Origin of the sequence: Janthinobacterium sp. EB271-G4-3-2, from assembly GCF_020858035.1 — a bacterium.
GTDB classification, from domain to species: domain Bacteria; phylum Pseudomonadota; class Gammaproteobacteria; order Burkholderiales; family Burkholderiaceae_D; genus Janthinobacterium; species Janthinobacterium aestuarii.
Window position 1 is genome coordinate 507,740 of the sequence record NZ_JACYMG010000003.1, and the last position, 10,932, is coordinate 518,671.

Consider the following 10,932-nt stretch of genomic DNA (forward strand, 5'->3'; position numbering starts at 1 on the left):
TCCCCCGCAACATTTCCCTCAATACAATTAAATTTCCTCGTGGAATAGACTTGCTGTTGACATCTCGGTATCATCGTTTTCACATGCCGCCACCGGGGAGTGCCTTGCCATGCCGCCTGCCGGACAAAAACTGACGTACTCGATTGCGCTGGGCGCCAGCTATGTGCTGGCGCAGCTGGCCTTGACGGCCTGGGCCGGCACGCACGCGCCGTACGTCAGCTATGCGTTCAACATTGTCGCGCCCCTGCTGGCGCTGGCGGCATGTTGCCGCTGCGCCTACGTCAGCGCGGCAGGCGCCGTCAGGACAGGCTGGGCCCTGTTCGCCGTGGCCATGCTGTTCTGGAGCACGGGCATGATATTGTCGGCCTGGCAGGATCTGAGCGGACAAGTGGCATCCGACGCCACGTATTTTTCCGATTTCGCCTATTTCATGTATGGCGCGCCCCTGCTGCTGGCCATGTCGTCCGTAACGCACAACCATCGCTCGCGCACCTTGCAATGGCTCGATGCCGTGCAGGTGCTGCTGGCGGCCTACCTGGCCTATACAGCCATCTTTTCCGTGTCGCCCTTCGACCAGCGCTCGATCGCGCCGATTCCCGCCAGCCTGCTGGTGCTGACCTACAACGTGGAAAACCTGGTCCTGGCCTGTTGCGCTTCGCTACGCCTGCTGGCGCACCGGCGCGATGGCGGCCAAGGCCGCTTTTACCTGTTGCTGACGGTATTTTTGTGGTGCTATGCGGGCTGCGCGGCCGCGTATAACTATCTGACCTTGCATGGCGTGACGCAAGCGTGGAGCGAAGTGCTGCCCAGCCTGCCGTTCCTGCTGCTGGTGCTGCTGGCCACGCGCGTCACGGCGGCGCAGTCCGCGGCCGAAAGTACGCAGGCGCAGCAAGCCCCGCAAAAGCTGACCCTGCTGATCGACAATTTCAGTCCCATCTTCTTTACGGCCGCCTTGCTGGGCTTGGGCTTTGCCGTCATGCGCGCGCATTTCTACCTGGCGGCGGCGTCGCTGTTCGTCGCGCTGCTGGTCCACGCGCTGCGCTCGGCCACCTTGCAAAGCCGCTACATGCAAAGCGAACTGGCCTTGCGCGCCGCGCATGACAAGCTGGAAAAGCTGTCGCTGACGGATGGTTTGACGGGCATCGCCAACCGGCGCTGCTTCGACCAGACATTACAGCTGGAGTGGCAGCGCGCCGCGCGCAACCATCAAGGGCTGGCCCTGCTGATCATCGATATCGATTTCTTCAAAAGCCTCAACGATACCTTCGGCCACCCGTATGGCGACGCCTGCCTGGTGCGGATCGCGGCCGCCCTGCACTCGGCGCTGCCACGCGCCAGCGACCTGGCGGCGCGCTTCGGCGGCGAGGAGTTTGCCGCCATCCTGCCCGCCACCGATGGCGACGGCGCACTGGCCGTGGCGCACAAGATGCAGGAAGCGATCGCCGCTGCCGCCATCGTCCACGCGCCGTCGCGCGGCGGCCTGGTGACGGCCAGCATCGGCCTGGCCTTGAGCGACGCAGGACAGACGCCGGAACAATTGCTGGCCGCCGCCGACCAGGCCCTGTACCGGGCCAAGCAGAATGGCCGCAACCGGGTAGAAGCCTAGCCTTTCAGCTTATGGGTAATCACTTTCCATTGCGCCGGCGTCACGGGCGTGATCGACAGCCGGCTGCCTTTCTTGAGCAGCAGCATGTCTTCCAGTTCCGGCATCCGGCGCATCTCGGACAGGGGCAGCAGCGCCGTCTTCTTCACGCCGCGCACGTCGACGCTGATCCAGCGCGGCTGCTCCGGCGTGGCCTTGGCATCGAAATATTTGCCACCCTCTTCAAACTGGCTGTGATCGGGATACGCGCCGCTGGCCACTTCGGCCACGCCCGCCACGCCCGGCTGCGGGCAGCTCGAGTGATAGAACAGCACGCCATCGCCCGGCTGCATGCCATCGCGCATGAAGTTGCGCGCCTGGTAGTTGCGCACGCCGAACCACGGCATGGTGTGCTGGGGCGCGGCCATCAGGTCGTCGATGCTCACTTCATCGGGTTCGGATTTCATCAGCCAGTATTGTTTCATGCAGACTCCGTATCAAAGCGACAGGCGTAAAAAAACGGTTGCGCATCAATGCTGCAACCGTTTTCAGTTGTACTACCAAGTTACTGCGAATTGGGCCCCGCCTGTGCCGCTATGCCGGCATCCCGAACCAAACGGTTCAAGGTGGTCACGTTAGTTCAATTTCGGGTTCGTCGAACGAGCGACGCTCACTCCCATCAAACAAAATTCGCAACCGATGCGCATAAATGGTTCAAGGAATATATGGCAATCGCGAACACCGCAGGGTAGACCCAAGTTTACTCCTTTGATCGCGCATCGCAAAGACAAATCGTCGCGTGCACGCTTAAAAAAGGTTTTCCTGGGGCGTCAAAGCGCTATCGAGAACAGTATGCATGGCCGAGATTTTCTGCTTCACTTCCAGGATCGTCAATTCCGACAGCGGACCTTGCGGCGACTTCACGGAGAGGAATTCCGCGGCCACGCCCAGGGCGGCCAGCACGGCGATGCGGTCGTTGCCCTTGACCTTGCCCGCGTCGCGGATGGCTTTCATTTTGCTATCGAGATAGATCGCCGCTTCGCGCAGCGCGCGCTCTTCACCGTCGCGGCACACCATGCTGTAGGACTGACCCATGATATTGACATCGACACGCGGCATCACGCTTCCTTCTCGTTCTCGGCAATATAGGCGCCCGCTTCCGAAGCGGCTTGCTCCAGGCCGGCTTGCACTAGTTCGGGAATTTTTTCCAGCAACGCTTCGACCCGCTCCTGCGCCTCGCGCATGCGCTGCACGTACAGGGCGTTCTCGGCGGCCAGCGCGGCATTGTCCTTGCGCAGTTGCGCGTTTTCACGGCGCAGCGCATGGGTCATTTCGGCCAGCAGGCCTATTTTGTCGGATAATTCGTTGAATTCGGAAATCATCCCGCCACTATAGGGCGGACGCTCCATGGGCGTCAATCGAATCACGCCGCTGTCACACATATTTACATCAATGCAGGTCAGTTGCCGTGAAATACACGCTTTTTCCGGCGCTTTTCGCCAAGTGCGCGCATCTGCCAGCGCCGCGATGGCGGCGTTTTACTCGTCGACGTAATCGGGTTCGATATCGAGTCCGCCATAGCGGTTTTCGCAAGAGCGGCGCGTCAGCGTCTGTTGTCCACCCTTGCCGTCAAGCACCATCGTCAAATCGCGGCAAGTACGGCCGTAGCTGCCAGGTTTGCCGTCCGTCAGCGAGGGCGTCAGGCGCACCGCCAGCGGTACCGCATTGCCCAGGCCCTTGTTGCTCCACTGGCGCGTCTTGCCATCCTCTTCATCTTTCAAGGTGCGCACGGCGGCCGTCAACAGGGCTTGCTTTTCCTTGGCATTAAGCTTGGCGATGGTGACGTCGGACAGGAAAGGCGGATACACGACGGGCGCCGGATCCTTGCCCTGCACGTCCCAGCGGCCGCTGCTCTGCGAACAGGTACGGCGGCTCAGGTCTTGCGACTTGTCACCGGCCGTGACGACGAATTTCAGGTCGCGGCAGATGTGCGCCTTCAGGCTGTGTTCCGTCATGCCGGAGTTGCTGAAGTTATACGTGACTTTGACCAGCACGCCGCGGTCGGCGCCGTTGTCCCACACGTGCGCTTCCTGGTCGTCGTCGTCCTTGTTCAGATCGTTGAACAGCTCGTTCAGCAGCCTTTCCTTTTCCTGCGGCGTCAAGGCGGCCACGGTGATCTCGTCGACGATGGTGGGCGTTTGCGCGGCGGCATTGCCCAGACAGGCGAGACCGATGAGGGTGACGCCCAGCAGGCGCAGGGCGGAACGGGAAGTGGTCAATGGCATGGTGTGCTTTCTGGTGCAGGTGACGATATAGGGCGATATTGATATGCAATTACAATCATCTTATCAAAGTCCATAGCAAAACTGTGTTTCCTGTGCGTACAGGAACGCCGTTCGCCTGACGGGCATGCTAGAGTCGCGCCTGTTGCTGACGCCCGGGAACGAGGCTTGCGTTTGCGCAAACCCTGCGTAAATGCAGGCTGCGCAGAACGTCCAAGCTTATCTTCCCGGAGAATAAGCCCTTGAATAAGCCCCCTACCGTCCCTATAATTAGCACTCGTTAGTAGAGAGTGCTAACAAACTCTTTCGTAGCAATCCTCAGGACATGATGGTGTCTGCCGGGCAACAGCAGGGAACGCTACGCGGCGGGCGACGCCGCGATGCCACCACTGCCTAGCTGGCACGCACTCGATGACATGGGGTTTGCTTGACCGTTGCGGGCTGCTTTCAACGGCGGTCACTGAAAGCAGGTCTGGCGCTGTGCCAGGCATGTATTCATTTAGCAACACCTATCCATTGAACTTTAAGGAGTTTTGTATGAATCTGCGCCCATTGAACGATCGCGTCATCGTCAAACGCCTCGACCAGGAAACCAAAACTGCGTCCGGCCTCATCATTCCTGATGCAGCTGCTGAAAAACCGGATCAAGGCGAAGTCCTTGCCGTAGGCAATGGCAAGATTCTCGACGACGGCAAAGTCCGTCCTCTGGATGTCAAAGTAGGCGACCGCGTCCTGTTCGGCAAATACGCCGGCCAAACCGTCAAAGTTGACGGCGATGAGCTGCTGGTCATGCGCGAAGAAGACATCATGGCGATCGTCGTCAAGTAATTGTTTCCACGTTGTAGACAGATACATCCCGAAACTCAGGAGAATTGAACATGGCAGCTAAAGAAGTAGTATTCGGCGACGCAGCGCGCGCCAAGATGGTCGAAGGCGTCAATATCCTCGCCAACGCAGTCAAAGTCACCTTGGGCCCGAAAGGCCGCAACGTCGTGCTGGAACGCTCGTTCGGCGCCCCTACCGTCACCAAGGACGGCGTGTCGGTAGCGAAAGAAGTTGAACTCAAAGACAAGCTCATGAACATGGGCGCGCAAATGGTCAAGGAAGTTGCTTCCCGCACCAGCGACAACGCCGGCGACGGCACCACCACCGCGACCGTGCTGGCACAAGCCATCGTGCGCGAAGGCATGAAGTTCGTTGCCGCCGGCATGAACCCGATGGACCTGAAGCGCGGTATCGACAAGGCAGTTGCTGCCACCGTCGAAGAACTGGCGAAAATCGCCCGTCCTTGCACCACGACCAAGGAAATCGCCCAGGTTGGCGCGATCTCGGCGAACTCGGACTACTCGATCGGCGAGCGTATCGCTGAAGCGATGGAAAAAGTCGGTAAAGAAGGCGTCATCACCGTGGAAGACGGCAAGTCGCTGAACGACGAGCTGGACATCGTTGAAGGCATGCAGTTCGACCGCGGCTACCTGTCGCCATACTTCATCAACAACCCAGAGAAACAAGTTGCCGTACTGGACAGCCCATTCGTCCTGCTGTGCGACAAGAAAATCTCGAACATCCGTGACCTGCTGCCGGTACTGGAACAAGTCGCAAAAGCTGGCCGTCCACTGCTGATCATCGCGGAAGACATCGAAGGCGAAGCGCTGGCGACCCTGGTTGTGAACAACATCCGCGGCATCCTGAAAACTTGCGCAGTGAAAGCACCTGGCTTCGGCGACCGCCGCAAAGCCATGCTGGAAGACATCGCTGTCCTGACCGGCGGCCAAGTGATCGCTGAAGAAGTCGGCCTGACCCTGGAAAAAGTGACCCTGGCCGAACTGGGCCAAGCGAAACGCATCGAAGTGGGCAAGGAAAACACCATCGTCATCGATGGCGCCGGCGAAGCTGCCTCGATCGAAGCACGCGTGAAACAAGTGCGTGTACAGATCGAAGAAGCGACCTCGGACTACGACCGTGAAAAACTGCAGGAGCGCGTCGCCAAACTGGCTGGCGGCGTTGCCGTGATCAAGGTTGGCGCAGCCACCGAAGTCGAAATGAAAGAGAAAAAAGCACGCGTTGAAGATGCACTGCACGCTACCCGCGCTGCCGTGGAAGAAGGCATCGTGCCAGGCGGCGGCGTAGCCCTGCTGCGCGCTCGCGCCAACATCACGGTCAAAGGCGACAATCCTGATCAAGACGCTGGTATCAAGATCGTCCTGCGCGCAATGGAAGAGCCACTGCGCATGATCGTGCAAAACGCTGGCGAAGAAGCTTCGGTCGTCGTGGCAGCCGTACTGGCTGGCACGGGCAACTACGGCTACAACGCTGCCAACGGCACGTATGGCGACATGGTTGAAATGGGCGTTCTGGACCCAGCCAAAGTGACCCGTTCGGCGCTGCAAAACGCCGCTTCGATCGCTTCGCTGATGCTGACGACCGACTGCATGGTCTGCGAAATCGCTGACGACAAAGCAGGCGGCGGCATGGGCGGCGGCATGGGTGGTATGGGCGGCATGGGCGGCATGGACGGCATGATGTAATGTCCGGCGTCCCCGCGCGCAGGCGACGGCGCGCAGGGATGCATCGCCGGGCCAGGACAGGCAGACCAAAAGCTGTTTATCCCAGCCCGGCAGCCCCGAAAAGCTATCTTCTACGGAAGGTAGCTTTTTTTTTCGCCTGGCGCTTGTCGCCGCTGCCGCGAACACGTCCTCAGTTCTGGCTCAGGCTTTCCGGATACACGACGGCCGATGCATAATCGATGCGCTTCTCCGTATCATCGGGCGGCAGGCCGTTCGCGGCATACTTGATGCCGGCAGCCAGCAACGTCATGCTATGCCGCCCGAATGCCCCGACATCGACGTCGGGAAAAGTCATGCGGATGTCGCGCCGGTAATCGCGCGCGTGATTGAATCTGGTCGATATCTTGCGCACAAACGACAGCGCCTCGCCATCCAGATACACACGGGAGATATTCGGGTCCTTCGTCACCACGTAGTTGCGCCAATGTAAGAAGAACCAGCCGGTTGCCGGACTGGGGTCAAAGGCAACCGTCGCACGCACATCGCACGCCTTGCTGCTATACGCCAGATGTTGCGCCAAGCCCCCTCCCAGCGAATGACCGACCAGGTCGATGGGCGCTTGCACGCCCTCGTCCCGGCCCATGGCTGCCTTGCAGACAGCCGAGGACGCCGTCTTCGGCAACACGCGCACCAGCGCTTCGATCAGGCGCCCCCCTTCTGTCCGGGCCTCGCTGAACTGGGGATTGGCGCCTACGCCGAAATCGACGTTGCTGAAGTTGGCGATCCAGTCGCTGCGCCACTCATACGTGGTATTTTCCGTACCGCGAAAAGCCAGTACCGCCTCCAGCGGGCGGCCCGCCGCATCCAGCCTGATATAGGTCTCATATTGCAAGCCCTTGGCGCCACGGCAAGGTTGCAGCGGGCCGCCCTGTCCCGCCGCCGGCTGCATGCCAAGTTGCTTTACAAGTTGCTGATTCAGCCGGAACCAGCCATCGGGCAAGCCGCTGCGCAAGGCAGGCGCATCCGTGGCAGTAACATAATCGCAGGCGCGCTCCTGGCGTTCCGACACGGCAAGATCGCGCCGGTAAACGGCTTCGGCCATGTCGGCATGCGGTGATAGCTGGCGCAGCATGACAAGCGCCTCACCGGCCGGCAGGGTCTTTTCCACAGCGCCGGCAGCGGTGTGCGCCGATTCATGAATCGTTGGAAACTGCTTGCCCGTGCTCGCGCACGCGGCCAGAAAGCATGACGCGGCGAGCAGCGCCGTGCGTTTGATCATGTTCATCGTTTCTCCGTGGATGTTGATGCGCTGAGCCCCAAGCCGGACATTCCGTGCCTCGCCAGCGCGACAGGCAGCCTGCAGCATGGCTTCCTGCACCAAAGTTAGCACATAAGCAATTTCATACAAGTATTTATTGATTCATTTTGGAAATTTGACGGACCTATACCGTTTTAACAACACCGAAAGGCAAACCGGTAGAAAGAAGGAACAACCGGCTCTGGATGCGGCATCGACAGCGTGAACGGCCGGCTGGCCGCCCCCTGTGATTGCCGGCCTGTGCGTTTTGCTTTAGCATGGCCGCCATCGTCGTTCTTTCTCATCCCACCATCATGCCGCCACGCGCCTCTTCTTCCAAAACCACCATCATCGCCGGCATCCTGGCCGGCTTGCTGGCCGCCGGGCTCGGCGCTTTCTACCTGCACCAGCAATCCGCGCCGCATGGTGACCATTCCCCTGCCGCGAGCAGCCAGACGACGGCGCAAGAGCAGAACGCGCGCGCCGTCGATGCCTTGCTGGCTTTGCCGGAAATCAAGACCTGGTCGGCGCATATCGAAAAGGCTTCGGGCGGCCGCGCACACGGCGCCGTGATGGAGACGTCGCCCGAGACGCGCCTCGTCGATGGCGTCGCCTGCTATCAGCTGAGCTTTTTCGAAAGCACGCCCGATGCGGCGCACCGCTGGGAAAGTTTCGTCGTCACGCCCGACGGCAAGCGCATCCTCGTCGACGACATCGCCAGCGGCGACCTGATCAGCCTGGAACAATGGCGCAAGGACAACGCGCCCATGCAGCGCATCGCGACGCAGTAACGCTCCACACGGGCGTCCCCTGCGGCGGGACGCTGGCGTTGCAGCGCAAGCTTTACTTTCTGGTATCGAAGCCTGATACTCGGCCACATGCCCGCCGCCACTGTCCGCCCCCTCACGCCTGACGACGCCAGCGCCTACCGCGCGCTGCGCCTGGCCGGCATCGCCGAACTGCCCGCCGCCTTCTGCACGACATACGCGGCGGAAAGCGGCTTGCCGCTGGCACAGATAGCCGAGCGCTTGCGCGCCACATCGTACCAAATAATATTTGGCGTTTTCGACAAGGAACAATTGATCGGCATTGCCGGTCTGCGCCGCGAGCCGATCGCCGTCGTGCATGACAAGGCCAGCCTGTGGGGCGTGTACATGGCGCCGCAGGCACGCGGCTGCGGCGCGGGACGGCAACTGGTGCAGGCGGCCGTCGCGCACGCCTGCAGCGTGCCCGAACTGGCCCGCGTGCGCCTGGCCGTGGCGCAGGACAACCACGCGGCATTGAGCCTGTACCTGGGCTGCGGATTCACCCTGGCGGACAGCCCCGCATCGGATGGCATGCTGCAAATGCAACTGTTGCTGCCCCGCCCTGCCCATGCAAGTGCCGAAAGTAATGTCTTTATGAAAATCAATACCTTACAAATCCCTGCGAAATAGCGGACAGGCCGTTTTTTCTGTTGCAAGCAAACGCGGCAGGCCTTAGCATCGCGGCTTACAAAAAAAACTTGGGGAGAGCCAATGTCATCGGCCGAGACACAAACCGCCACGGGCAAAATGCCCCGGCAAATACCGTACATCATCGCCAACGAAGGCTGCGAACGCTTCAGCTTTTACGGCATGCGCAACATCCTGACGCCATTCCTCATCAGCACCCTGCTGCTGATGATCCCGATCGACCAGCGCACGGGCGAAGCCAAGCACGTGTTCCACACCTTCGTCATCGGCGTGTACTTCTTCCCGCTGCTGGGCGGCTGGCTGGCCGACCGCTTCTTCGGCAAGTACAACACCATCTTCTGGCTCAGCCTCGTGTATTGCGCCGGCCATGCCTGTCTGGCCCTGTTTGAAAACAGCGTCAACGGCTTCTATTTCGGCCTGTTCCTGATCGCCTTCGGTTCCGGCGGCATCAAGCCGCTCGTGGCCTCGTTTGTCGGCGACCAGTTCGACCAGACCAACAAGCACAAGGCCAAGCTGGTCTTCGACCTGTTCTACTGGATCATCAACTTCGGCTCCTTCTTCGCGTCGCTGCTGATGCCGATGTTCCTGCGCGACTACGGTCCCTCGATCGCTTTCGGCATTCCCGGCCTGATGATGCTGGCCGCCACCATCGTCTTCTGGATGGGCGCCAAGAAATACGTGCACGTGCCGCCGGCGCCGCCGAACCCCGATTCGTTCACCCGCGTGGCCCGCACGGCCCTGCTGGCGCGTGTCGACGGCGGTTCGCGTCCCGGCCTGTACGTGGCCTACGTCGGCGTGATCGGCGCCCTGTATGCGTTCTACAGCATTCCTGAATGGGGCTTCGTGATTTCCGCATGTACCGCGCTGGTCTTGCTGCTGGCCTTCGGCAGCATCGGCACGGCCATGCAGCTGGAACGCGCACGCGGCATCCACCCTGACGAAGCCGTCGAAGGCGTGCGCGCCGTGCTGCGCATCCTCGTCATCTTCGCCCTCGTCACGCCGTTCTTCTCGCTGTTCGACCAGAAGGCATCGACATGGATCGTGCAAGCGAACACCATGGAAAAACCAAGCTGGTTCCTGCCGGCGCAGATGCAGGCGCTGAACCCGATGCTGGTGATGCTCCTGATCCCGTTCAACAACCTGGTGCTGTACCCGATGCTGAACCGCTTCGGCTGGGAAGCGACGGCCCTGCGCCGCATGACGGCCGGTATCGGCTTTTCCTCGCTGGCATGGATCGTCATCGGCTTGCTGCAGCTGGCCCTCGACAGCGGCAGCGCCGTCTCCATCATGTGGCAGATCCTGCCGTACGCGCTGCTGACGTTCGGCGAAGTGCTGGTCTCGGCGACAGGCCTGGAGTTTGCCTACAGCCAGGCGCCCGTCTCGATGAAGGGCGCCATCATGAGCTTCTGGAATCTGTCGACGACGGTGGGCAATCTGTGGGTGCTGATCGTCAACCGCAGCGTCATGAACGAAGGCGTGATCGGCAAGATCGCCGAAAGCGGCATCAGCGTGACGGCCTTCCAGATGTTCTTCTTCGCCGCCTTCGCCGCCGTGGCCATGCTGGCCTTCGGCCTGTATGCGAAGCGCTACAAGATGGTCGATAACTACCGCCAGGCGGTGGTGCCGGGCAAGGCGTAATCATACAAGTAGGTCGGATTAGCCCGAAGGGCGTAATCCGACAACGCTGCTGACAATGTCGTCGGATTACGCGTGGCGATGCCACGCTAATCCGCCCTTGTATTATTCCCCTCATGCCGTTCGTGGTATTGCGAACGGTATCGACCGCTGTCAACATCTTGGTAGGCATATC

At 60.7% G+C, this 10,932-nt stretch carries 11 protein-coding genes and 1 other RNA gene; 6 read left to right on the forward strand and 6 right to left on the reverse strand.

Annotation, left to right across the window (positions count from 1 at the left end):
• The first annotated feature begins 109 nt into the window (after window positions 1–109).
• Window positions 110–1,606, forward strand: coding sequence for a GGDEF domain-containing protein (locus IGS55_RS10145; protein ID WP_230517137.1), 1,497 nt, complete (start codon window positions 110–112; stop codon window positions 1,604–1,606).
• Here the strand turns inward: IGS55_RS10145 and IGS55_RS10150 are convergent.
• From IGS55_RS10150 to IGS55_RS10170, 5 genes are all read right to left on the reverse strand, one after another.
• Window positions 1,603–2,067 (reverse strand): EVE domain-containing protein, encoded by a 465-nt coding sequence (locus tag IGS55_RS10150; protein WP_230517136.1) that lies wholly within the window; start codon window positions 2,065–2,067, stop codon window positions 1,603–1,605. The two genes, IGS55_RS10145 and IGS55_RS10150, sit on opposite strands and share 4 nt — an antisense overlap.
• Window positions 2,068–2,157: 90 nt before the next feature.
• A non-coding RNA gene (ssrS, locus tag IGS55_RS10155) (6S RNA) lies at window positions 2,158–2,335 on the reverse strand.
• 54 nt (window positions 2,336–2,389) lie between these two features.
• Window positions 2,390–2,701, reverse strand: a complete 312-nt coding sequence (locus IGS55_RS10160) for a cell division protein ZapA (protein ID WP_034747344.1) — start codon at window positions 2,699–2,701, stop codon at window positions 2,390–2,392.
• Window positions 2,701–2,964: a hypothetical protein gene (locus IGS55_RS10165; RefSeq protein WP_034747342.1), complete on the reverse strand. Its 264-nt coding sequence runs from the start codon at window positions 2,962–2,964 to the stop codon at window positions 2,701–2,703. Before IGS55_RS10165 ends, IGS55_RS10160 begins: the two co-directional genes overlap by 1 nt.
• A gap of 156 nt (window positions 2,965–3,120) precedes the next feature.
• The gene (locus IGS55_RS10170; protein ID WP_230517135.1) at window positions 3,121–3,867 is read right to left on the reverse strand and encodes a hypothetical protein; all 747 of its coding nucleotides are present in this window, start codon (window positions 3,865–3,867) and stop codon (window positions 3,121–3,123) included.
• A gap of 534 nt (window positions 3,868–4,401) precedes the next feature.
• Between IGS55_RS10170 and groES the strand changes: the two genes are divergently transcribed.
• Together groES and groL are read left to right on the forward strand one after the other, a co-directional pair.
• On the forward strand, window positions 4,402–4,692 hold the full coding sequence (gene groES / locus IGS55_RS10175) for a co-chaperone GroES (protein WP_010400979.1): 291 nt from the start codon (window positions 4,402–4,404) through the stop codon (window positions 4,690–4,692).
• A 50-nt stretch (window positions 4,693–4,742) separates the two neighbouring features.
• Complete coding sequence (gene groL, locus IGS55_RS10180; RefSeq protein WP_010400981.1) at window positions 4,743–6,392, forward strand: chaperonin GroEL; 1,650 nt, start codon at window positions 4,743–4,745, stop codon at window positions 6,390–6,392.
• Between the two features lie 169 nt (window positions 6,393–6,561).
• Here the strand turns inward: groL and IGS55_RS10185 are convergent, their stop codons facing one another.
• Window positions 6,562–7,656, reverse strand: coding sequence for a hypothetical protein (locus IGS55_RS10185; protein ID WP_230517134.1), 1,095 nt, complete (start codon window positions 7,654–7,656; stop codon window positions 6,562–6,564).
• A gap of 290 nt (window positions 7,657–7,946) precedes the next feature.
• Between IGS55_RS10185 and IGS55_RS10190 the strand changes: the two genes are divergently transcribed.
• From IGS55_RS10190 to IGS55_RS10200, 3 genes are all read left to right on the forward strand, one after another.
• Entirely contained in the window at window positions 7,947–8,459 is a 513-nt protein-coding gene (locus IGS55_RS10190) for a hypothetical protein (protein ID WP_230517133.1), read from the forward strand.
• 87 nt (window positions 8,460–8,546) lie between these two features.
• On the forward strand, window positions 8,547–9,104 hold the full coding sequence (locus IGS55_RS10195; RefSeq protein ID WP_230517132.1) for a GNAT family N-acetyltransferase: 558 nt from the start codon (window positions 8,547–8,549) through the stop codon (window positions 9,102–9,104).
• 81 nt (window positions 9,105–9,185) lie between these two features.
• Window positions 9,186–10,760 carry a POT-type proton-dependent oligopeptide transporter gene (locus IGS55_RS10200; protein WP_128142106.1) on the forward strand — a complete coding sequence of 525 codons (1,575 nt, stop codon included), beginning with the start codon at window positions 9,186–9,188 and terminating at the stop codon, window positions 10,758–10,760.
• Window positions 10,761–10,932: the final 172 nt, after the last annotated feature.

What these genes read in the sequence shown, in the direction of transcription:
- IGS55_RS10165 (WP_034747342.1), bottom strand. Translation starts at nt 2,964, where the DNA reads ATGATTTCCGAATTCAACGAATTATCCGACAAAATAGGCCTGCTGGCC.
- IGS55_RS10160 (WP_034747344.1), bottom strand. Translation starts at nt 2,701, where the DNA reads ATGCCGCGTGTCGATGTCAATATCATGGGTCAGTCCTACAGCATGGTG.
- IGS55_RS10170 (WP_230517135.1), bottom strand. Translation starts at nt 3,867, where the DNA reads ATGCCATTGACCACTTCCCGTTCCGCCCTGCGCCTGCTGGGCGTCACC.
- groL (WP_010400981.1), top strand. Translation starts at nt 4,743, where the DNA reads ATGGCAGCTAAAGAAGTAGTATTCGGCGACGCAGCGCGCGCCAAGATG.
- IGS55_RS10190 (WP_230517133.1), top strand. Translation starts at nt 7,947, where the DNA reads ATGGCCGCCATCGTCGTTCTTTCTCATCCCACCATCATGCCGCCACGC.
- IGS55_RS10150 (WP_230517136.1), bottom strand. Translation starts at nt 2,067, where the DNA reads ATGAAACAATACTGGCTGATGAAATCCGAACCCGATGAAGTGAGCATC.
- IGS55_RS10185 (WP_230517134.1), bottom strand. Translation starts at nt 7,656, where the DNA reads ATGAACATGATCAAACGCACGGCGCTGCTCGCCGCGTCATGCTTTCTG.
- groES (WP_010400979.1), top strand. Translation starts at nt 4,402, where the DNA reads ATGAATCTGCGCCCATTGAACGATCGCGTCATCGTCAAACGCCTCGAC.
- IGS55_RS10145 (WP_230517137.1), top strand. Translation starts at nt 110, where the DNA reads ATGCCGCCTGCCGGACAAAAACTGACGTACTCGATTGCGCTGGGCGCC.
- IGS55_RS10200 (WP_128142106.1), top strand. Translation starts at nt 9,186, where the DNA reads ATGTCATCGGCCGAGACACAAACCGCCACGGGCAAAATGCCCCGGCAA.
- IGS55_RS10195 (WP_230517132.1), top strand. Translation starts at nt 8,547, where the DNA reads ATGCCCGCCGCCACTGTCCGCCCCCTCACGCCTGACGACGCCAGCGCC.